The sequence below is a fragment of the Ruegeria sp. C8 genome (assembly GCF_056537565.1).
Genome location: NZ_JBQFRV010000027.1, coordinates 1 through 21247 on the forward strand (window position 1 = coordinate 1; position 21247 = coordinate 21247).

The 21247-nt window shown below is 59.2% G+C and carries 24 protein-coding genes; 15 read left to right on the plus strand and 9 right to left on the minus strand.

The window, feature by feature from the left end; genetic code table 11:
• Positions 1-254: 254 nt before the first annotated feature.
• From ACR0KL_RS21930 to ACR0KL_RS21940, 3 genes are all read left to right on the plus strand, one after another.
• Entirely contained in the window at positions 255-1409 is a 1155-nt protein-coding gene (locus ACR0KL_RS21930) for a phosphoserine transaminase (protein ID WP_170680941.1), read from the plus strand.
• Between the two features lie 57 nt (positions 1410-1466).
• The gene (gene serA, locus ACR0KL_RS21935) at positions 1467-3062 is read left to right on the plus strand and encodes a phosphoglycerate dehydrogenase (protein ID WP_170482243.1); all 1596 of its coding nucleotides are present in this window, start codon (positions 1467-1469) and stop codon (positions 3060-3062) included.
• Between the two features lie 121 nt (positions 3063-3183).
• A complete protein-coding gene (locus ACR0KL_RS21940) occupies positions 3184-3909 on the plus strand; it encodes a metallophosphoesterase family protein (protein WP_170680943.1) in 726 nt (241 codons plus the stop codon).
• On the opposite strand, the gene ACR0KL_RS21945 is transcribed toward ACR0KL_RS21940, so the two are convergent.
• Positions 3896-5413 (minus strand): malonate--CoA ligase, encoded by a 1518-nt coding sequence (locus ACR0KL_RS21945; RefSeq protein ID WP_480777509.1) that lies wholly within the window; start codon positions 5411-5413, stop codon positions 3896-3898. The two genes, ACR0KL_RS21940 and ACR0KL_RS21945, sit on opposite strands and share 14 nt — an antisense overlap.
• A 144-nt stretch (positions 5414-5557) precedes the next feature.
• Here ACR0KL_RS21945 and serB point away from each other — a divergent pair, with 144 nt between their 5' ends.
• Positions 5558-6433, plus strand: coding sequence for a phosphoserine phosphatase SerB (serB, locus tag ACR0KL_RS21950; protein WP_480777510.1), 876 nt, complete (start codon positions 5558-5560; stop codon positions 6431-6433).
• Here serB and ACR0KL_RS21955 read toward each other — a convergent pair.
• Both ACR0KL_RS21955 and ACR0KL_RS21960 read right to left on the minus strand, forming a co-directional pair.
• Positions 6430-8733, minus strand: a complete 2304-nt coding sequence (locus ACR0KL_RS21955) for a caspase family protein (RefSeq protein WP_480777511.1) — start codon at positions 8731-8733, stop codon at positions 6430-6432. The two genes, serB and ACR0KL_RS21955, sit on opposite strands and share 4 nt — an antisense overlap.
• Positions 8734-8750: 17 nt before the next feature.
• Positions 8751-9056 carry a hypothetical protein gene (locus tag ACR0KL_RS21960; RefSeq protein WP_480777512.1) on the minus strand — a complete coding sequence of 102 codons (306 nt, stop codon included), beginning with the start codon at positions 9054-9056 and terminating at the stop codon, positions 8751-8753.
• Positions 9057-9240: 184 nt separating this feature from the next.
• On the opposite strand from ACR0KL_RS21960, the gene ACR0KL_RS21965 reads away from it, so the two are divergent.
• From ACR0KL_RS21965 to ACR0KL_RS21975, 3 genes are read left to right on the plus strand one after another with little or no spacing between them, the layout of a single operon-like run.
• On the plus strand, positions 9241-9570 hold the full coding sequence (locus ACR0KL_RS21965; RefSeq protein WP_170680953.1) for a metalloregulator ArsR/SmtB family transcription factor: 330 nt from the start codon (positions 9241-9243) through the stop codon (positions 9568-9570).
• Positions 9558-9986: an SRPBCC family protein gene (locus ACR0KL_RS21970; protein WP_480777513.1), complete on the plus strand. Its 429-nt coding sequence runs from the start codon at positions 9558-9560 to the stop codon at positions 9984-9986. Before ACR0KL_RS21965 ends, ACR0KL_RS21970 begins: the two co-directional genes overlap by 13 nt.
• Positions 9987-10008: 22 nt before the next feature.
• Positions 10009-10329 carry a YciI family protein gene (locus ACR0KL_RS21975; RefSeq protein ID WP_170637813.1) on the plus strand — a complete coding sequence of 107 codons (321 nt, stop codon included), beginning with the start codon at positions 10009-10011 and terminating at the stop codon, positions 10327-10329.
• 5 nt (positions 10330-10334) lie between these two features.
• Here ACR0KL_RS21975 and ACR0KL_RS21980 read toward each other — a convergent pair whose 3' ends face one another.
• Positions 10335-11333 (minus strand): asparaginase, encoded by a 999-nt coding sequence (locus tag ACR0KL_RS21980; RefSeq protein WP_170637815.1) that lies wholly within the window; start codon positions 11331-11333, stop codon positions 10335-10337.
• A 181-nt stretch (positions 11334-11514) separates the two neighbouring features.
• Here ACR0KL_RS21980 and ACR0KL_RS21985 point away from each other — a divergent pair, with 181 nt between their 5' ends.
• The 4 genes from ACR0KL_RS21985 (at position 11515) to ACR0KL_RS22000 (ending at position 14495) form a co-directional block, all read left to right on the plus strand.
• On the plus strand, positions 11515-12048 hold the full coding sequence (locus tag ACR0KL_RS21985; protein ID WP_170376002.1) for an invasion associated locus B family protein: 534 nt from the start codon (positions 11515-11517) through the stop codon (positions 12046-12048).
• Positions 12049-12195: 147 nt separating this feature from the next.
• The gene (locus ACR0KL_RS21990) at positions 12196-12363 is read left to right on the plus strand and encodes a hypothetical protein (RefSeq protein WP_170376001.1); all 168 of its coding nucleotides are present in this window, start codon (positions 12196-12198) and stop codon (positions 12361-12363) included.
• A 117-nt stretch (positions 12364-12480) separates the two neighbouring features.
• On the plus strand, positions 12481-13671 hold the full coding sequence (gene rlmN, locus ACR0KL_RS21995) for a dual-specificity RNA methyltransferase RlmN (RefSeq protein WP_170680957.1): 1191 nt from the start codon (positions 12481-12483) through the stop codon (positions 13669-13671).
• Between the two features lie 200 nt (positions 13672-13871).
• Positions 13872-14495, plus strand: a complete 624-nt coding sequence (locus ACR0KL_RS22000; RefSeq protein ID WP_170680959.1) for a cytochrome P460 family protein — start codon at positions 13872-13874, stop codon at positions 14493-14495.
• A gap of 2 nt (positions 14496-14497) precedes the next feature.
• On the opposite strand, the gene ACR0KL_RS22005 is transcribed toward ACR0KL_RS22000, so the two are convergent.
• Complete coding sequence (locus tag ACR0KL_RS22005; protein ID WP_170375995.1) at positions 14498-14836, minus strand: hypothetical protein; 339 nt, start codon at positions 14834-14836, stop codon at positions 14498-14500.
• Positions 14833-15753, minus strand: a complete 921-nt coding sequence (locus tag ACR0KL_RS22010) for a J domain-containing protein (protein ID WP_170662969.1) — start codon at positions 15751-15753, stop codon at positions 14833-14835. The genes ACR0KL_RS22005 and ACR0KL_RS22010 overlap by 4 nt, the downstream gene beginning before the upstream one ends.
• Before the next feature lie 159 nt (positions 15754-15912).
• On the opposite strand from ACR0KL_RS22010, the gene ACR0KL_RS22015 reads away from it, so the two are divergent.
• Entirely contained in the window at positions 15913-16296 is a 384-nt protein-coding gene (locus tag ACR0KL_RS22015; protein ID WP_170644204.1) for a hypothetical protein, read from the plus strand.
• Here ACR0KL_RS22015 and ACR0KL_RS22020 read toward each other — a convergent pair whose 3' ends face one another.
• Together ACR0KL_RS22020 and ACR0KL_RS22025 are read right to left on the minus strand one after the other, a co-directional pair.
• On the minus strand, positions 16297-17394 hold the full coding sequence (locus tag ACR0KL_RS22020; RefSeq protein ID WP_480777514.1) for a cystathionine gamma-lyase: 1098 nt from the start codon (positions 17392-17394) through the stop codon (positions 16297-16299). It abuts the gene before it with no gap.
• Between the two features lie 3 nt (positions 17395-17397).
• Positions 17398-18240: an LOG family protein gene (locus tag ACR0KL_RS22025; protein ID WP_480777515.1), complete on the minus strand. Its 843-nt coding sequence runs from the start codon at positions 18238-18240 to the stop codon at positions 17398-17400.
• A gap of 79 nt (positions 18241-18319) precedes the next feature.
• On the opposite strand from ACR0KL_RS22025, the gene ACR0KL_RS22030 reads away from it, so the two are divergent.
• From ACR0KL_RS22030 to dapD, 3 genes are all read left to right on the plus strand, one after another.
• Complete coding sequence (locus tag ACR0KL_RS22030) at positions 18320-19231, plus strand: threonine/serine dehydratase (protein ID WP_480777516.1); 912 nt, start codon at positions 18320-18322, stop codon at positions 19229-19231.
• Between the two features lie 44 nt (positions 19232-19275).
• Complete coding sequence (locus tag ACR0KL_RS22035; RefSeq protein WP_170556267.1) at positions 19276-19875, plus strand: GntR family transcriptional regulator; 600 nt, start codon at positions 19276-19278, stop codon at positions 19873-19875.
• A 109-nt stretch (positions 19876-19984) separates the two neighbouring features.
• A complete protein-coding gene (dapD, locus tag ACR0KL_RS22040) occupies positions 19985-20812 on the plus strand; it encodes a 2,3,4,5-tetrahydropyridine-2,6-dicarboxylate N-succinyltransferase (RefSeq protein ID WP_170680966.1) in 828 nt (275 codons plus the stop codon).
• A 51-nt stretch (positions 20813-20863) separates the two neighbouring features.
• On the opposite strand, the gene ACR0KL_RS22045 is transcribed toward dapD, so the two are convergent.
• Positions 20864-21199 carry a cupin domain-containing protein gene (locus tag ACR0KL_RS22045; RefSeq protein WP_170680968.1) on the minus strand — a complete coding sequence of 112 codons (336 nt, stop codon included), beginning with the start codon at positions 21197-21199 and terminating at the stop codon, positions 20864-20866.
• Positions 21200-21247: the final 48 nt, after the last annotated feature.

The following is a 21247-nucleotide window of genomic DNA, read 5'->3' on the forward strand; positions in this document are numbered from 1 at the left end:
ACCGAAACCTCGTCTGCACATGCCCACCAATGGAAGCATACGAAGAAGCCGCAGAATAAAACTACAAACCCCCGCCGAAAAATCGGCGGGGTTTTCGCTTATCGGAAACCTGCGTTCTGATTTGTACGCCTCAGGCATGTCGTTTTCTGTCGCAATAGCGTCTTTTCCGCTTGCTGCATCTGCAAAGCCCCCATAGCTCTGTCCGTGGGACACCCCTCCCCAACGAGGGGCGTGTATCTGGAAGGGTAATACAGATGACAAAAGAACAACCGGTCACGCGGCCGGCGAATCCGCGTTTTTCCTCAGGCCCCTGTGCCAAACCCCCCACATTTGATCTGTCCAAATTGGCTGATGCCGCGCTGGGTCGTTCGCACCGCGCGGCCGTTGGCAAGGACAAGCTGAAAGCGGCCATCGAAGGCACGCGTGAGGTGTTGGGCATTCCAGCGGACTACAAGATCGGTATTGTTCCCGCGTCGGACACCGGCGCGGTTGAGATGGCGCTTTGGTCGCTGCTGGGTGAGCGCAAGGTTGAGATGCTGGCGTGGGAGAGCTTCGGCGCGGGCTGGGTGACTGACGTGGTCAAGCAGCTGAAGATCGACGCTGAGGTAAAGACCGCAGATTACGGGCGGATCGTCGATCTTGCTTCGGTCGATTTTGCCAATGACGTGGTGTTTACGTGGAACGGCACAACCTCGGGCGTTCGGGTGCCCAATGGCGACTGGATCGCCGATGACCGTCGGGGTCTGACGATCTGTGATGCGACCTCGGCCGCGTTTGCGATGGACCTGCCCTGGGACAAGCTGGATGTGACCACCTTCAGCTGGCAGAAAGTGCTGGGCGGAGAAGCGGCCCACGGGATGCTGATCCTTTCGCCCCATGCCGTTGAGAGATTGGAGAGCTACACGCCCGCATGGCCGCTTCCCAAGATTTTCCGCCTGACCAAAGGTGGCAAATTAATCGACAGTATCTTTACCGGGGCTACGATCAACACGCCCTCGATGCTAGCGGTTGAGGATTACCTGTTTGCGCTGGATTGGGCGCGCTCAGTTGGTGGGTTGCAGGGGCTGATCGCCCGTGCTGATGCCAATGCCGGTGCGGTTCACGCCTTCTGCGACCAAAACGATTGGATCGCCAATCTGGCCGAAGATGCGGCGACGCAATCGAACACCTCGGTCTGCCTGAAATTCACGGATGGGCGCATTCAGGACGGTGCAGCATTCGCGAAAGCCGTGGCCAAACGGCTTGAGGCCGAGAATATCGCCTTGGACATCGGCGCCTATCGTGACGCGCCTGCAGGCCTGCGGATCTGGTGCGGTGGCACGGTTGAGACCTCGGATATCGAAGCGATGCTGCCTTGGCTGGCTTGGGCCTTCGAGGCCGAGATCGCGGCACAGTCTGAGGCTGCCTGACTTTTCACCGGGCCGCCCCAGGCCCGGACCTTCCATACAATTCAAGGACCAGAGAATATGGCCCCCAAAGTACTCGTATCTGACAAGCTCAGCGAAACCGCCGTGCAAATCTTCCGCGATCGCGGCATCGACGTGGATTTCATGCCCGATCTGGGCAAGGACAAAGACAAACTGGCCGAGGTGATCGGTCAGTATGACGGCCTTGCCATTCGTTCGGCCACCAAGGTCACACCGACCATTCTGGAGAAGGCCGACAAACTGAAAGTGATCGGTCGTGCCGGGATCGGGACCGACAATATCGACAAGGATGCGGCCTCGAAAAAGGGTGTGATCGTGATGAACACGCCCTTCGGCAACATGATCACCACCGCCGAGCATGCGATTGCGATGATGTTCGCCGTGGCGCGGCAAATCCCCGAAGCCAGCACCTCGACCCATGCGGGTAAATGGGAAAAGTCCAAGTTCATGGGGATTGAGCTGACCAACAAAACCCTCGGCGTGATCGGGGCGGGCAATATCGGCGGTATCGTGTGTGAGCGCGCGCTTGGCCTGAAGATGAAGGTTGTGGCCTATGACCCCTATCTGGGTGAAGAGAAAGCCGCGCAGATGGGTGTTGAAAAGGTCGAGCTGGACGAGCTGCTGGCCCGCGCTGACTTTATCACTCTGCATGTTCCGCTGACCGATCAGACCCGCAATATCCTGAGCCGAGAAAACCTTGCGAAGACCAAGAAGGGCGTGCGGATCATCAACTGTGCCCGCGGTGGTCTGGTCGACGAAGACGCGCTGGCCGAGGCACTGCAATCGGGCCATGTTGCCGGCGCGGCGTTTGACGTGTTCAGCGAAGAGCCGGCGAAAGAAAACGCTCTGTTCAACCTGCCCAACGTGGTCTGCACGCCTCACCTTGGCGCGGCAACGACCGAGGCGCAGGAGAACGTGGCGCTACAGGTGGCGGAGCAGATCTCGAACTATCTGCTGACCGGTGCGGTGGAAAATGCGTTGAACATGCCCAGCGTCACCGCTGAAGAGGCTAAGGTCATGGGGCCGTGGATCAAACTGGCGGGCCATCTTGGCAGCTTCATCGGCCAGATGACCGATGAGCCGGTGCAGGCGATCAACATTCTCTATGACGGTGTCGCGGCTGAAATGAACCTGGCTGCTCTGAACTGCGCCGTCGTTGCGGGGATTATGAAGAAGTTCAATCCCGAGGTGAACATGGTCTCGGCGCCGGTTGTCGCCAAAGAGCGTGGCATCAAGATCTCGACCACCAATCAGGACAAGTCCGGTGCGTTTGAGGGCTACATCAAGGTCACCGTCGTGACCACCAAGCGCGAACGCTCGATCGGTGGGACAGTGTTCAGCGATGGCAAGCCGCGCTTCATCCAGATCAAAGGCATAAATATCGACGCCGAGATCGGGGCGCATATGCTCTACACCACCAACGAGGATGTGCCGGGCATCATCGGTGCGCTGGGTCAGACCATGGGCGAGAACGACGTCAACATCGCGAACTTTACCCTCGGCCGGTCTGAGGCGGGGGGTGAGGCCATTGCGCTGCTCTATGTGGACGAACCTGTGCCAGCCGAGGCGCGCGCAAAGCTGGCGGAAACGGGCTTGTTCACGCAGATCAAACCGCTGGAGTTCGACGTCGCCTGATTGGCACCCTTTGTCATTTCAGACAATTTGACACCCGCGCCAAGGACCGGCGCGGGTGTTCCTGATTGCGCTATCAACGCTTTAGCCTCTAAACTGCCGTAACAGCAGACGAGACCTTTTCATGACCAAACCGATTTACGCCATTGGCGACCTGCACGGGCAGAGCGCCGAGTTCGACCGACTCCTCTCATTGATCGACCGCGACGGCGGGCCTGAGGCTCAGGTGGTGTTTCTGGGCGACTATACCGACCGGGGACCGGATAGCCGGGGCGTTCTGGACCGCTTGATCGCGGGATGCGCGGCAGGGCGGGACTGGATTACCTTACTAGGAAATCACGACCGCATGTTTGCATGGTTCCTCGAGGATTTCCCCCGCCATGATCCGCATCTTCTGGTCGGTTACCACTGGCTGCATGAGCGTCTGGGCGGGGTCGAAACACTTGCCAGCTATGGTATCGTGTTCGAGGGACAAACCCGGCTTGAGGATCTGCACGCCATGGCGTTGCAGGCCGTGCCCGAGGATCATCGTGCGTTCCTGCGCGGGCTGGTTTTGATGCACCAGACACCCGATCTGGCTTTCGTTCATGCGGGCATCCGCCCCGGTATCGCGCTGGATCAGCAGGACGAAAACGATCTGGTCTGGATTCGGCAGGAGTTTTTGAAACATACCGAGCCCCATCCCAAGTTGATCGTCCATGGCCATACTCCGGTCGACCGGGTGACGTATTGCGGGAACCGTGTGAATCTGGATACCGGCGCGGGGTATGGACGCCCGGCCAGTGTCGTTGTCTTCGAAGGCCGCACCTGTTGGGAGTTGACTGAAAAGGGCCGGGTCAGCCTTGTGTAAAGCTGTCTTTATAGGTCTCGCGCAGGGCGTTCTTTTGCACCTTGCCCATGGTGTTGCGGGGTAGTTCATCCAGAACGATCAGTTTGCGCGGATGTTTGAACCGGGCCAGCTGATCCTGAACGCGCGCCAGAATGGCATCCAGATCAAGCACCTGTCCGGGTTGAGGCACCAGAATGCCCAGCACCGTTTCACCAAAGTCCGGATGCGGCACACCGATGACCGCGCTTTCCAGAACACCGGGTTGGTCATCCAACAACAGCTCGATTTCCTTAGGGTAGATGTTGTAGCCGCCCGAGATGATCAGGTCTTTGCCGCGGCCGACGATATGGACATAGCCATCCTCGTCCACCCGGCCCAGATCGCCGGTGATAAAGAACCCGTCCTCGCGCAGCTCGGCCTCGGTTTTCTCGGGCATCTGCCAATAGCCTTTGAAGACGTTCGGACCGCGTACCTCGATCATGCCGATCTCACCTTGGGGCAGAGGCGCGCCCGTTTCGGGGTCCGTAACCTTCAGCTCGACATCCGGCAGCGGGAACCCGACGGTCCCGGCGCGGCGCTCGCCGTCATAGGGGTTTGAGGTGTTCATGTTGGTTTCGGTCATGCCATAGCGTTCGAGGATACGATGCCCGGTGCGGGCCTCGAACAGCTCATGAGTCTCTGCCAGCAGAGGCGCCGAGCCCGAAATGAACAGCCGCATATGGCGCGTCAGATCGCTGGTAAACCGGTCATCGCCTAGCAGGCGGGTGTAGAAGGTCGGCACCCCCATCATCGAAGTGGCACCCGGCATCAGACGCAGGATGTTGTCCAGATCGAACTCGGGCAGAAAGATCATCGACCCGCCTGAGGCCAGCACCACATTGGTTGCAACGAACAGGCCATGGGTGTGAAAGATCGGCAGCGCATGCAGCAGCACATCGTCCTTGGTGAAGCGCCATTGCTGCACCAGCGTTTCGGCATTGGACAGCAGGTTGGCCTGCGTCAGCATCGCACCTTTCGACCGCCCCGTGGTGCCTGAGGTATAAAGGAACGCGGCCAGATCATCTTCGGACCGTGAAACAGGTTCATACGCAGGCAGCATTCCCAGCGCCCGGCGCATCAGGCTGCCACTGCCATCGGCGTTCAGAGTTGCAATATGGGCGTTCTGCGCTTGGGCAATCGGGCTCAGGCCAGCCTCGTTCGCGATATCGCAGACTACCAGCTTTGCGCCGCTGTTTTCGATGAAATACTGCAGCTCAGTGGTCGTATAGGCGGTGTTGAGCGGCAAGAAGATAAGCCCGGTCTGCGCGCAAGCGGCGTAGAGAGCAAGCGCCTCGGGCGATTTTTCGACTTGAACCGCGACGCGATCTCCGGGCTCCAGCTCCAGCCCCGTCAGCGCGTTGGCCAGCCGCGCGGCCGTGTCGAGAAAGGTGGCATGGGTCAGAACCTGACCGTCGGGCAGATACAGGAACGGAGTGGTTTTCCCAGCGTGAATGCCAAACAGACGATCATAAAGCGGGTTGGCCATTCGGTGTTCCTTTCCGTGCGTCGCGGGCTGAATCTGGCTGGGAAAACCGGGACCGTAAAGCCCCGTTTGGCAGATATTTCCAACCAACTCTGGCGAAAATGCTGCACCTGCGATATGCGCTATGCAGATTGCCGGAGACCTGCCATGTACGTTGCCACCTTGCTCACAAATCCCGCCACGCCCTCGCTTGAGGTCCCGATGGTGGACGCGTTGCGAAATGCGTGGGGCGGGGGTGAGGTCACGTGGCTCAACCCCGGTGAGGCGGCCGAGTTCACGCTGCCCGAGATGCCAGACAATCGCTGGGATGTCTGGACCGATCTGCAAGAGATGGGCGTTGATCTGGTCGTTCAGGCGTCCGAAGGGCGGCGCAAGAAAATGCTGCTGGCGGATATGGACAGCACCATGATCCAGCAGGAATGCATTGATGAGCTGGCGGATGAGGCGGGCGTGGGTGAGCGCGTCAAGGACATCACCGCTCGCGCGATGAATGGTGAGCTGGATTTCGAAGGCGCGCTGATCGAACGGGTTGGCTTGTTGAAAGGGCTGGACGAGGCGGTCATTGACCACGTTCTGAACACGCGGATCACCCTCATGCCCGGCGGGCGCGAGTTGGTGGCGACCATGCGCGCGGCTGGCGGCTATGCGGCCTTGGTCTCGGGTGGGTTCACGGCGTTCACAGCCCGTGTGGCCGCGCAGTTGGGGTTTGATGAGAACCGGGCGAACACGCTTTTGACCGAGAATGGGCAGCTGACGGGTGATGTGCAGCGCCCGATCCTCGGGCGGCAGGCCAAGGTGGAGTCACTCGAGCGGATCACCGCAACGCTTGGATTGTCCGAGGGCGACGTGATCGCAGTTGGAGACGGAGCTAACGATCTGGGCATGCTGGGGCGGGCCGGAACCGGCGTTGCACTGCACGCGAAGCCCTCGGTTGCGGCTGAGTGCGACGTGCGGATCAATCACGGAGACCTGACGGCCCTGCTTTACATTCAAGGCTTTAGAAAGGCTGATTTCAGCGTCTAGAACAAGTCAAAGCGCACCGGATTCTGCGCCCAGTACACACGCGCGGCCAGCAACAACCGGGCCTTTGGATCGCTGGCGGCGGCATAGGGAACCGGAACACCGAACTTGGCGCTGATATTCTCGAGCGCAGTCAAAGTCGCCGGGCCGACTTGGCCATCGACGGTGACATTCTCCCCAAGTTCATTCAGCGCCAGTTGCAATGCCCGATCCAGATCCCCGCGCGAGAGTCTGTCCAGCTGCGACTGAGCCTGCGCGGCAGGTTCCTCATTCGGCAGTAGGGCTGCTTTGGCCGCCCTGAGCGCCGCATCGGCCGGACGTTTGCCCGGTACCTGACCATCCAGAATGATATAAGCTCCGTTCGCACCGCCCCAGGCATCACCGCGTTCCAGCGATGTGTCGTACCAGGCCAAAGCCTCGGTACGGGGCCGGCCTTGTAGCTGGTCCCGCATGATCATGCGGGCGATACTTGCCGGAGCGGTTGGGTGCCCGCCTTGGGCTGCCGCCAGAAAGTAGGACTCCGCCTTATCGAAATCGACCGGATTGCCGCCCAGACCATTCAGCGAGACATAGGCCAGATTGTCGTACCCATAGATGTCCTGCCGTAGTTCGGAAGCGCGGAGATATCGCAACCCACGCTCGGGGATATAGCGTTCCGAGTTTTCACGCAGGAAATACATGCCCAGTTCATTCATCGAATAGGTATGTCCAAGCTCGACCGAGCGTTCCAACAGCTCAAAGCCGCGGTTTTTCTCTTCGGTCGTTTCACCTTTGCGCAGCAGTTGTTGGCCCAGCCGGTGCATGGCATAGGGGTCTTGCTGGGCGATGGCTTCTTCTAACAGGGCGCGCGCTTTGTCCGGGTCATAAGGGGTCTTGGTGACCGCGCGGTCGATGCGCTGTGTATCCAACAAAGTTGCCAGAGCGTATTTGGCGCGAATATGCCCGCCGTCGACAGCGGTCGTGAAACTCTCAAAGGCGCCTGGCACATTTCCTGCGGCTTGTTGCAAACGGCCCAGTTGATACTGGAACCGCGCGTTTTCCGGATAGTCCTCGACCGCTTGCGAACAGGCGGCCAGACCTTTGGTGATATCCAGCTCATTCGGCAGGCGAAACACGCCAACGCCATTAAGATCCAGCGCATCCCCCGCTTCGAGATCGCAGGCATTCATCCCCAATTCCAGAGAGACCTCAACCGTCTGTCGCGTCTGATCAGCGGTTACGACTTCGACTGCGAAGGTATCGGCAAAATCGGTTTTGGGCAGGTCAACGGCACGTGTGTCCGTGATCTCGGGCGTATAGGTCAGAGATGTTTCGCTTGCGCTGACAGCACCCCGGTCAGGGGTTTCCGTCACCCGCACATCTACAATGTCCCTTCCCAGCGCTTGGCTCAGGCTTTGGGACAATGGGACGGATTTATCAAACTGATAGCTGAGCGAGAGGGATTGGGCGGCACCATCCTGCAGCGCCTCTGGTTCAACCTCGACCTTTTGCTGCGCCAGATAGAACGGGCGCACCAGTGTCGAGCTTTCCCAGGGGATCTGCTGCCCCGATGTTTTGGTGTGAACCCGTTCGCGTATGACCGGAAAGAGCTGTTGGATATTCTCAAACGGAGAGGATTGGGCGGTTTCCAGAACGGCCGCCGTATAGGGGCTGTTGTGGCCGATTTCGCCATCACTGGCCACCGCACCGGGCGAGGTTGAATAGGCCACCAGAGAATTCAGCGGCGTTTTGAAGACGTCGAACCCTTCGCGAGTCTCAAAAAGGTTGGCGTCCAGATCGGCCGCCAATCTGAGGTCTTGAAACGGATTGTCCCTGCACGAGTCCAGAATGGCCACGTGGGCCGCGCTACGGGCGGACAGGGTGTCAATCACGCGATCCAGCGTCATCGTTGCCAGTGGCACATCATAGACGCTTTCAAACTTGGCATCCACGGGCAGCAAATAGTTTCGCCGCCCGATCTGAATGCCGTGACCCGCATAGTAGAACAGAACATCTGCGGAATCCGGGATGTTCAGAACCGCTGTGCGGATCAGCTCTTCAAACTCGCGTTTAGTCAGGTCATAGCCGTCGAAGACTTGGAAATCGAAGTCTCGCAGCATGTCCGCAATGTCTTCGGCGTCTTTTCTGGCATTGGTCAGGTCGCCAACGCTCGTGTAGTCCTGATTGCCGATGACGATCGCAACCCTGCTGTTCGCGCTGGTTGCCGACGAGGACTGCGCGCTGAGGCCGCTTGCGCAAATCGTCAGGATAGACGCAGCTGCTAGTAAATGGCGCCGACCAGTTTTAGACCCAAGCTTAAGCATGTGGTGTCGTCTCCGGCTTAACCGCCCCAGCCGCCACCGCCGCCACCGCCGCCGCCACCGCCGCCGCCGCCACCACCATCTCCGCCGTCGCGGTCATACGCATTTTGAGGCGCTGTCGATGAAACGGCCGTTGGGGTCACCGCGGGGGCTGCTGCCGCCGTCGTTGCGGGCGCAGGCGCGGGAGTTGTCGCTACGGCCGCCGCAGGGGTTGGTTGAGGGGCGGTTGCAGCAGGGGTTACAGTCTCAGTCTGTGACCAAGGGGATGCACAGCCTGCAACAACAAGGGTACAGGCGATAAACAATGAAGTGGACGCGAAGCGCATCTCAAGCCTCCTAAAATAAAACAACTTATTAAACTCACACATAACACCGTAACTTGTGTCTTTGGAGCAGGTCTATGAACCTTTTCACATATACACGAAAAGAAGGGGCTCGGCCAATTTTCCTGATTGGCGCCGACAAAAAGGTAGGCTTTCCTTTATTTAACAATTGTGTTAAATAAGAATCATGACCGATCTTATTGCAGCCTTTTCCGCACTATCTGACCGCACGCGGTTTGCCATCGTCGAGCAACTGATGGAAGGCGGTGAACTGCCCGCCGGAGACCTGGTCGAAGGCAAAGGTATGTCAGGTGCCGCAATCTCGCGCCACCTGAAGGTGCTGCGAGAGGCCGGATTGGTGCAACAGCGCGTGCTGGGCACCCAGAGGCTGTATTCCGTCCACTCCGAAGGCCTTCGTGCGATTGCCGAGTGGACGATCTCGAAACGGCAGTTCTGGGAAAGCAGTCTGGATCGTTTGGGTGACATCTTGGAAAGGGAAAATTCATGGCCGACCTGAAATTGGAGCGGGACTTTCCCGTCAGCCCAGAAGATCTTTTTGTTTGGGTGACAGATGGCTCGAAACTACTGCATTGGTGGGGGCCGGAAGGCATGCATGTGCCGGATCACAGTCTGGATTTTTCAAGAACCGGCCCATGGTTTTCGGTGATGGAAAACAGCGATGGGCAGCAATTCAAGGTTTCGGGGCATGTCACGCATGTTAATCCACCGAACTCGGTTGGCTTCACTTGGGGTTGGCATGACGACCAGGATCAACGCGGGCAGGAAAGCCATGTGACTTTTTCAATAGTGGCAACCGAAACCGGTGCCCGACTTGTTATCTATCACCGTGAACTCGTGGACGCCGAGGCAGCTGAGAACCACAACACAGGCTGGACATCCTCGCTGCGCAAACTCGAAGCGCAGTGCCAATAGATTTCATTCAGGGAGGACCGAAATGCCCCAATATCTATTTGTTTATCACGGGGGCCACACCCCAACTGACCCCGCAGAGATCGAGGCAACCATGGCCGCGTGGGGCGCATGGTTTCAGAACATGGGCGAGGCTTTGGATATCCCGGGAAACCCGGTAGGCCAATCCTATACCGTCAGCAACGGCGGCGTTGTCGACAATGGCGGGGCTAACCCGGCCTCTGGCTTCACGGTGATCAAAGCCGATAGCATTGATGATGCAACCGAGATGGCCAAAGGCTGCCCGATGGTCATAAACGGATCTGGCTCGGTCGAAGTGGCGGAAATCCACGAAATCGAGATGTAGCTGCCTTAGTTCGGAAAGCCCGGCGCGGGTCGGATCACGCCGCATTCCAGTCCTCGGCGGCTGTATTGCGTGGCATTCATGAATTTGCGCGTGGCCGGGTGATCAGCCTCCAACACCCCGAGGCTGACCAGAATGGCCGCGATGGCGCATTCACTGGCGCGGGTGGTGCCATCGGTGATCTTCAGAGCAACGCCCATGCGTTTATCCGGCAGGATCGCGACAAAGACGGCTTCGGCCCCGGTCTTGATCGCAGCGCGCCCATTCATTGCGCGCATCAACTCTGTGCAGGCGCGGGTTTCGCCCGCGACAAGCTCTGGGTGCTTGATCATCGCGGCGGTCAGTTGCTGCGCCGCATCGCTCGACCGGTCTGACCGATCAGCGGCCGAGGCAAACCACGCCATGGAGCGCGCAAGCCCAACCAGCGAAGTCGCGAAATTCGGGGCCGAGCATCCGTCGATGCCGTACCCGGGGCTAGTCTCGCCGGTTGTTTCCTCGATGGCAGACAAGCAGGCCTGTTGAACAGGGTGGTCGATCTCAAGGTATTCCGGTCCGGCCCCCATATGCTGAGACAGGGTCAGAAACCCGCAGTGTTTCCCCGAGCAATTGTTGTGGATCTGGCACGGCGTATCGTCGGCCAGAATAAGCCGGTCGCGCGCGGCGATGTCGGCGGGCTCTTGCGGGCCGCAGCGCAGATCATGCTCGGTGAGACCCAGATGATCCAGCCAGACTGAGACGCGATCCGTGTGAATGGCGGCCCCGTTATGCGAGGCGCAGGCCAGCGCAAGATGTTCCGAGTTCAGCCCGTATTTGGCCGCAGCGCCAGACGTAACCACAGGCAAAGCCTGGATCATCTTGGCCGAGGAGCGTGGAAAGATCACTGCGTTCGGATCGCCCCAGCTTTGCACGATCTGCCCGGTGTCATCGCAGACCACTGCATGGCCCAGATGCAGGCTTTCCAACAAATCGCCGCGCCACAGTTCTGTCATCGGGATGGGCTGCGTCATCTGGACCTCCGGATTTATGCGCAAAATTCTGCCAATCGCCCTTTCGCCTGTGGCGAAACCTGCGTTAGTGTGTGTATGTCGACAATCATCGGAATGCGCAACGTTTCCAAGACGAACTGGCAGGGTTCGCATGGCTTTCCGATGGGTATGAGGTAGAAGGTCGAGCTAGGAGGCTGGACAAATGGGATCAATGCTTACCCGCGTGCTTGCGGGTCTGTGTGTGGCGGGTATGGCCACAACTGCAATCGCACAGCAGGGGACAAGTACAAACCGCGTCGCGGCAAAAACGGATTGGAGCGTTTTTGTCGAAGATGATCCTACCGAATGCTGGAGCGTTTCGGCCCCCAAGGAAACCGTGAATACGCGGGGCGGACGTGTCGTTTCTGTGCGCCGCAGCGACATCTTGCTGTTTGTCTTCTATCGTCCGAATGCCGAGGTCAAAGGACAAGTGACCTTTACCGGTGGCTACCCTTTTGCGGCCGGTTCCACGGTGAACCTGGTTGTAGACGGGTCTGAATTCGAACTGTTTACCGAGGGCGAGTGGGCCTGGCCGGCGACTGCTCAGGACGATGCCAAGATCGTCACCGCCATGAAGCGCGGGACCGAGGCTGTGCTGACCGCACGCTCGGAACGCGGGACGCAAACAAAGGACACGTTCTCTCTGCTGGGCTTCACCGCCGCGATTGAAGACGCGGAGACGCGCTGCACCAACTGATCTTTCGGGTCGCGATCACAAGCGACCCGTCTATTTTGCAGCTTCTCGCATAATTCTACCAAATATTCAGAAAGCTTGATCCGTATCAAAGCGCGTCCTTTTGGCATCTGAACTAATTTGTTCAGTAATAACAAAGGATGTCTGAATATGTTCGACAAAACTCTGATCACTCTGATGTTGGCTTCTTCACTGGTTCTGGCGGCCTGTGAAAAAGAGCCTGAAACCTACCCGATTACAGGTGAAGAATGCGGGCCTGAAGATCCGGTGAAAACACTGGATGCCGAGGATTGCTTTATCCCGCCTGCAGGGGTCTGATCCGGCGATAAAAGCGCGTAAGGGTCAATACGATTCCTTTTGATCTTTGCGCGCAATCCTATATAGAGGCGCATCCCAATCCAGAATCCACCTGAGATACGCCCAGTAGGTACCCAAATGTCGCCCAAAGCGCCGATCACTCAAGACGTCATGACCATCCCCCGCAAACTGCCTGAGGGGAAGGTGAACCTTGTCGGACTGACTCGTGATCAGCTCCGCGCGGCTCTGATCGAACATGGCACGCCGGAAAAGCAGGCCAAGATGCGGACTGGTCAGATCTGGCAGTGGATCTACCAATGGGGCGTGCGTGATTTCGCACTGATGACTAACCTGGCCAAAGCCTATCGCGCGCAACTGGCCGAGAGCTTTGTGATCGAAATTCCCGAAGTGGTCACCCGTCAGGTGTCAGAGGACGGCACACGCAAATACCTGTGTCGTATTGCGGGCGGGCATGAGGTCGAGGTCGTTTATATCCCCGAAGATGATCGCGGCACGCTGTGTATCTCGTCTCAGGTAGGTTGTACGCTGACCTGCTCTTTCTGCCATACCGGCACGCAGAAACTGGTGCGCAACCTGACCGCGGCGGAGATTGTGGGCCAGGTGATGATGGCCCGCGATGATCTTGAGGAATGGCCGACCCCCGGTGCGCCGAAGGATGAGACGCGCCTGCTGTCGAACATCGTTCTGATGGGCATGGGTGAGCCGCTCTACAATTTCGAAAACGTCCGCGACGCGATGAAGATCGCCATGGACCCCGAAGGAATTTCCCTGTCGCGCCGCCGGATCACTCTGTCGACGAGCGGCGTGGTGCCGGAAATCGCGCGTACGGCTGAAGAGATCGGCTGCCTGCTGGCGATCTCCTTCCACGCTACCACGGATGAGACGCGCGACGTTCTGGTGCCGATCAACAAGCGCTGGAACATCGAGGAGTTGTTGCAAGCGCTGGCCAGCTACCCCAATGTCTCGAATTCCGAACGGATCACGTTCGAATACGTGATGCTGGATGGCGTGAACGACAGCGACGAGGACGCGCATCGTCTGATCGACCACATCAAACGTCATAAGATCCCGGCCAAGATCAACCTGATTCCGTTCAACGAATGGCCTGGTGCGCCGTACAAACGCAGCTCGAACAATCGTATCCGGGCCTTTGCGAATATCATCTACCAGGCCGGCTATGCCTCACCCATCCGCAAGACGCGCGGCGAGGATATCATGGCGGCCTGTGGTCAGTTGAAATCGGCAACCGAGCGTGCGCGCAAATCGCGTAAACAGATCGAAGCTGAGGCTGGGTTGAGCGGTAACTAAGCCATTTCTGCCAAGGGTTGCAGCGGTAAACTTAATGTTTCCGGTGCTGATTTTGTCTTCAATATTTGCTATGTGTTAGGGCGTCCGGTCCTGTTTCGGACGCTCGGCTTTCCCTTGAAACGCCGGGGCTTTTTCGCCGCGAGCCTATTTCTTCGCTACGCGCGGCATGTAGGCAAACTGATATTTCAGGTGAGCCCCAAATGATTGAACGACCTCGAAGTAAATTGAAAACCATTGCATTTGCAGTCCTATTTGTACCGCTATCTGCGGCGGGCGCTTTTGCGGAAGACCCTGACGCTCATCTGGCCATCGAAAATCCGGCCGAGCTGAGTAAGGACGAAGCCAACGCGCATTATCGCGCGCTGTCGAAACGCATGGCGCGTGGCTACGCGACCTCGCAACTGGATCTCATTTTGAATTACCAAAGCTGGCCGCTTTTCAATGATGCGCCCTATATCTCGGCCACACATGGGCAGCGGTTCGTGAACAGCTACGCCAATCGCATGGCGCTGAACTACGCGACCCTGCAACCGGGTGAGCTTATGCCCATGGGCTCGGTTCTTGCCAAGGACAGCATGACGGTAACGGATGAGGGCAAGATCTACCCCGGTGCGATGTTCGTGATGGAGAAACTGGCCCAAGGTGCCAATCCCGAGACGGCAGACTGGCGATACATTATGGTGCTGCCCGATGGGTCTTTGTTTGGCGACACTCTGGGCGATCGGTCCGGGGCCGTGGCCTATTGCCATGACTGCCACGTGCAGGTGGCCGACAGGGACTACACCTTCTACGTTCCCGAGGATTACCAGATCAAAGGTGAGTAGACCTATCCGCGACGAAAGCGGGCGGTTCCGATAACCTCAATAAGTTGCTGCCGCACGGGATCGGGTTGCGCCTCGACCGCGTTCAGAACTTCACGCAGTTCAGCGCGTAGCCCGTGCATCTGGTCGATCAGAGAGATCATCATCGACAAAGCATCGGCCTCCATATCGTATTGCTCGTGCAGTTCGCAGGCCAGTTCCAGCCGGGCAACGTCGATGCTGTGGTAGACCACGCCTTGATCTGATTGCTCGGGGATCACGATCTCGGCGGCCAGGTATTCGGTCAGGCGGTCCGAGGTCAGGCGAGTGATGGTTTCGATCAGTTCCTCTTCGGTCAGGGTCATGACGGCATTCCTTTCCGAGGATCATAGTGATGGGCGTCGCGCCATGTTTCCATGAATTGCTTGAGGTCGTCGTCGATCTGGTCGGGCAGGGCGACGGTGAGTTCGATCAGTTGATCCCCCCGCTCGGACGAGCCGCGTTTTTTGACTCCCTTACCCCGCAGGCGCAGGGTTTTGCCGCTGCTGGTGCCGGCCGGGACGGTGACGTTGACGCCACCGTCTATCGTTGGGGCTGGCACTTTGCCGCCCAGAACAGCCTCATCGATGGTGATCGGCAATGTGATGTGGATGTCATCCCCTTGCCGGTCGAACAGCGGATGGTCCGCGACCGAAATCGTGACCAGCGCATCCCCCGGAGGCCCCTCACCATAGCCAGGAGCGCCCTTGCCTCGCAGCCGGATGGTTTGACCCGTGGTGATACCCGCCGGGATTTTAACCTCGATCCGGTTGCCATCGGGCAGGGTAAGCTTTTGGCTGGCCCCAAACACGGCATCCAGAAAGCTGATCTGTAGCGAGTAATTCAGATTGTGACCCGGCGCATGGAATTCCTGCGTGCGCTGGTCGCCAAACCCACCGCGGCCGCGCATGAATTCGGCGAAGATGTCTGACATGTCATCCGGGTCCGCCTGCCGTCCGCGATAGGGGTTTCCGGCGGCCTCGGCATAGTCGCGATAATATTGCTGTTGAGGGCGCTCCTGACCCGAAGCGTCAATCTCGCCATTGTCATAGCGGGCACGGGTTTCAGGGTCTTTCAGCAGATCGTAAGCAGCGGCGGCGGCTTTAAACTTGGCCTCGGCCTCGGCATCACCGGGTTTGAGGTCCGGGTGGCATTCCTTGGCGATGCGCCGATAGGCTTTCTTGATCTCGGCGGCACTGGCGTCTTTGGCGACGCCGAGGACGGAATAGGGATCGTCGCTCATCTCACCTCTCGCGGATGTGGGTCGGTCTGATCTTTATGAATGTGTTTTATCATGCGATTTCAACCGACCAAAAGGAAGAGGCAATTGAATTGGCTCGAAAAATCCTACAGGTTTGATAATATCTGCATGTCTGTACCTGTTCATACACGGAGAGCCTGAATGTCGCGCAGAATCAAATCCGCTCTGGCCCTGCTGGCCGGGAATGCCATCGGCCTGTTGCTGGCGTCGCTCATTTTGAACGGCTTTGCCATCAAGCCGATCTCATTCATCGTTGTGGTTCTTGTGTTCACCGTCGTTCAGGTGATTGCCGAGCCGCTGATCCTGAAACTGGGGGAAAAGAAGGCGCCGGCCCTGAAGGGTGGGATCGCGTTGATCGTGACCTTTGTGGGTCTCCTGGTCACCGACCTGATTGCCTCGGGGCTGACGGTTGGGGGTGTTTCCAACCTGCTGGCCGCAACGCTGTTGGTCTGGCTGGGGGCGTTGATCGCCAGCGTGGTGCTGCCGATCTACGTGTTCAAAGAACTGCGCGAAGCGAAGAAATAGTCAGAGCGCGTTCAGGCTGGCCTCGAACGCCTGCCAAAGCTCATCAACCGGCTCACACCCGACCGAAAGGCGGATGAAGGCGGGGTCGACAGCGTCACCCCACCGCGCGCGGCGCTCGGCCGAGCTGTGAACGCCGCCGAAAGACGTGGCGGGCCGCAGCAGAGGGCAGGTGTTGATGAAGGCCTCGGCCTTGTCCTCGCTTTCCAGCGTCAGCGAGAGCAGGAACCCGAACCGCGTGGTCTGAGCTTGCGCCAGCGCGTGGGACGGATCGTCCGACAAGCCGGGATAGCGGATGTGCTTGACGGCCGGATGCGCTGCTAGGCGCTCAGCCAGCACCTGGGCCGAGGCGCACATGCGATCAAAACGCACGTCCAGAGTCTCGAGCCCGCGATGCAGAAGCCATGCTTCGTGTGGTCCGGGAATTGAGCCTGAGACGCGGCGCCATTCCTCGACCCGCTCCATGATCTGCGCGTCGCGGCTGGCGACGTGGCCCATCAGCATGTCCGAGTGCCCACCGATGGCCTTGGTGTCCGAGGACACGACCACGTCGATGCCCAAATCCAGCGGGCGCTGGCCCAGAGGTGTCAGGGTCGTATTGTCGGCAATGGTGATGCCTCCGGCAGAGCGAACCTGTTTGGCTACATCCGCAAGGTCAATCATGTCGAGGCCGGGGTTCGAAGGGCTTTCGACGAAGACCACGTCGAAGCCCTCAAACCCTCCGTCGGCAAAGCCCGTGGTCGGCCGTTCTTCGACCGCAACGCCCAGTCGGGACAAGAACCTGTCCGCCAGCAGGCGCGTCACGTAGTAGCCATCCGATGGGATCAACAGGCGCGAACCGGCCTGAACGGTTGCAAACAAAGCGGCCGAGATGGCCGCCATGCCCGACGGGAAGCTGAGGCAGGGCGCGTCCTCAAGATGGGACAAGACATGTTCCAGATGCACCCAGGTCGGGTTGTCGACGCGGCCATAGGTGGCATGCCCATCCGGCAGGCCAGGCAGGTGGTACATGCTGCTTTGGGTCAGCGGCAGGGCGACGGGTTCGCCCTTTTCCAACGCGTTGCCACGCAGGTGAAGCATTTCTCCGGGTTTGTTGGCCATGGCTCAGCGTCCCGGAATGGCGTCGCGAGGCGGGGCGGGTTCCCAGTTTTCGATGATCTCAACCGCTTCTTGCGCGGTGTCGACAAAGCGGAACAGGTCGAGGTCTTCGTCCGAGATCGTGCCCGCATCGGCCAGCGCTGACCAATTGATGACCTTTTCCCAGAATTCGCGACCAAACAGCAGGAAGGGCACACGCTCCATCCGTCCCGTTTGGATCAGGGTGAGGGACTCGAACAGTTCATCCATCGTGCCAAAGCCGCCGGGGAAGATGGTGATGGCACGAGCGCGCATCAGGAAATGCATCTTGCGGATGGCGAAATAGTGGAAGTTGAAGCTGAGGTCCGGCGTCACATAAAGGTTCGGCGCTTGTTCATGCGGCAGCACGATGTTCAGACCGATGGAGCACCCACCTGCATCTTGCGCGCCGCGGTTTCCGGCCTCCATCACGCCGGGGCCGCCACCCGTGACGATGACGTTTTCGCGGCAGCCAGTTTCGTTCGATTTCTCGGTCATAAGTCGCGCGAACTCGCGCGCCTCGTCGTAATACTGGGACAGACCGGCAAGCATTTCGGTGCGGGCGGTGTGTTTCTGCGACGGTTCCGGAATACGCGCGCCGCCAAACATGACGATGGTCGAGGTGATCTCACGCTCGCTCATGATCATCTCGGGTTTCAGCAGTTCCAGCTGTAGACGCACCGGGCGCAGCTCATCGCGGCACAGGAATTCCTCATCGGCGAAGGCAAGGCGATAGGCCGGAGACCGCGTCTGGGGCGTGTCCGGCACCTCGCTCGCGGTCGAGCGGTCGGTCTGCGCGTCGCGGAAAGGGCTGTGGCGGTCTTCTCTCATTGGTGAACGATCCCTGCTTGCGTGTTTGACAAACAGCTATAGGGTTCGCGGGCAGAGTGCCAGTCACGGAAAGACAAGAATGGATTGGAAGACGGAAATTCAGGCGGCAGCAGAACGTATTGCCGGACACGCGCAGACAACCCCGGTGATGGAGAGCCATATTCCCGGCTATCCGGTCGAGCTGAAGCTTGAGCATATGCAGCACACTGGCAGCTTCAAGGCGCGCGGCGCGTTCAACACGCTGCTGAGCATGGAGGTGCCACAAGCAGGTGTTGTGGCGGCCTCGGGCGGTAATCACGGGGCGGCGGCGGCTTATGCGGCGCGTGCGCTAGGGCATCCGGCCAAGATTTTTGTGCCAGAGATCGCGGGCCCGTCCAAGATTGCCCTGATCGAACAGATCGGCGCGGATCTGAGCGTTGTGCCCGGCGAATATGCCAACGCGCTGGCGATGGCGCAGGCGCATGAGGACAAGACCGGCGCAATGCAGATCCACGCCTATGATGCACCTGCTACGGTCGCCGGACAGGGCACCTGCTTTGCCGAATGGGAGGCGCAGGGGCTGGAGGCCGATACCGTCCTGATCGCCGTGGGCGGCGGCGGGCTGATCGCGGGCGCTCTGGCCTGGTTTCAAGGCGCACGCAAGGTCGTGGCGGTCGAGCCTAAGACCTCCTGCGCTTTGAACGCCGCCTTGCAGGCCGGTGAGCCGGTGGATGTGTCGGTTTCCGGCGTTGCGGCCAACGCGCTGGGCGCGCGGCGGATCGGGTCGATCTGTTTTGAACTGGCGCAAGGGATGGAGTCGGTGCTGGTCTCCGATCAGGCCATATCTGAGGCGCAGCGCGTGTTGTGGCAAGCGCATCGTATCCTTGTCGAACCCGCCGGAGCCGCCGCCTTGGCGGCGTTGATGTCGGGGGCCTACACGCCAGAGCCGGGCGAACGCGTCGCCGTTCTGATCTGCGGTGGGAACATTGCGCCGGACCCGCTTGCAGGCTGAATTATCGCCTTGTGAAAACAGGTTGAGGAACTTATCTATAATTCATGAGCGCAACGATTGCCGACACAATCTACGAAAATCTCAGGCAGCAGATCATCACCGGTGATCTGAACGCCGGTGAGAAGCTGCGCCAGGATCATATCGCCAAGGCCTTTGAGACCAGTCACGTCCCCGTGCGCGAGGCTCTGCTGCGGCTCGAGGGGCATGGCCTTGCCAAAAGCGAACCGCGGCGCGGTATGCGGGTCGCAGTCCTCGACCCGGCCGAGGTGCGCGAAGTGGTCGAAATGCGCGTGGTGCTTGAGCCTTTGGCCCTGCAGCATTCCGTGCAGAACATGACGCCCGGTGATGTGAAGCGCATGGATGAGGCGCGGATGGCGTGTGACGAGGCGCAGACCATGCCGGACTGGGAAACACGTAACCGGGTCTTTCACCGGACGCTCCTGACGCCCTGCGGCATGCCGCGTCTGCTGCATACGATTGATGACCTTCATATCGCCAGCGCACGCCACTTGTTTGCCCATTGGCGACCCAAGTGGAAACAGCGCGTCGACAAGGATCATCTGGCGATTGTTCAGGCGTTGAAACACAAGGATCTTGCCGCGGCAACGACCATCCTGATCCGCCATATCCGCCGCGCTAGCTGAGGGTCGGACAATTCCGCCGCAAAAGAGCCCCTGTTCGTCGCATTGCGCCGTGGGCTTGGCTTTCGTATAGGCCACACCGACACGAACAGATTCTGTAGGGAGACGCCCAATGTCCAATGCGCAACTGGAAGCCGCCATCGAATCCGCCTGGGAGGCGCGCGATACGATCACGCCCGCAACCACAGGCGAACAGCGCGACGCCATCGAAGACACGCTGAACGCGCTGGATAGCGGCGCTTTGCGCGTTGCGGAAAAGCTGGACAGCGGTGACTGGCATGTCAACCAGTGGGCCAAGAAAGCAGTTCTGCTGGGCTTCCGTATCAAGGACATGGAAATTCAGACCGGCGGCCCTCAGGCCGGTGGTTGGTGGGACAAGGTGGACAGCAAGTTCGCCGGTTGGAGCGAAGACCACTGGAAGGCCGCCGGTTTCCGTGCCGTGCCCAACTGCGTTGTCCGCAAGTCGGCCTATATCGCGCCGGGCGCAGTACTGATGCCGTCTTTCGTGAACCTCGGCGCCTATGTCGACGAAGGCACCATGGTGGATACATGGGCGACCGTCGGGTCCTGCGCACAGATCGGCAAGAACGTTCACTTGTCGGGCGGCGTCGGGATCGGCGGCGTGCTAGAGCCGATGCAGGCTGGCCCCACCATCATCGAAGACAATTGCTTCATCGGCGCGCGCTCTGAGGTGGTCGAAGGCTGCATCGTGCGCGAAGGCTCAGTTCTGGGCATGGGTGTGTTCATCGGGAAATCGACCAAGATCGTCGACCGTGAGACCGGCGAGGTCACCTATGGCGAGGTTCCGCCTTATTCCGTGGTCGTTGCAGGCTCGATGCCGTCCAAGAACAACATCAGCCTCTATTGCGCGGTGATCGTGAAACGGGTGGATGAAAAGACCCGCTCGAAAACCGGGATCAACGAATTGCTGCGAGACTAAGCGCATTTCATCGAAACGATTGGCCGCAGCCCTGTGCTGCGGCCTTTTTTGTTAGGCTTTGACAGGATAGCGGTCCGGCTCTTCAAACACGTCGATCACGCGTGAGCCTGCCTTGATCTTACCGCCATGCTCGACGCCGTCCGGGATGGAGTAGCTGTCGCCAGGGCGATAGATTCGGGTCTCCGTCCCTATCGTCAGCTCTACCTCACCTTCGATGACAGTGCCCCATTGGGCCTTGTGGGCGTGCATCGGCAGTTCAAAATCCTTAAGGAAAGTGAAAAACGCCACCAGCCCGGCATCAGAGCGGATCACGGCTGTTTGCACGACGTCCTCGGGGAAGGGAACGTCAAGGCTGGGAAAGTCGGTAATGAAAACTGGAAAGGTCATCAAACATCCCTAGTGGCTTGTGAAAATACCACTATGCAGAGTTGTCAG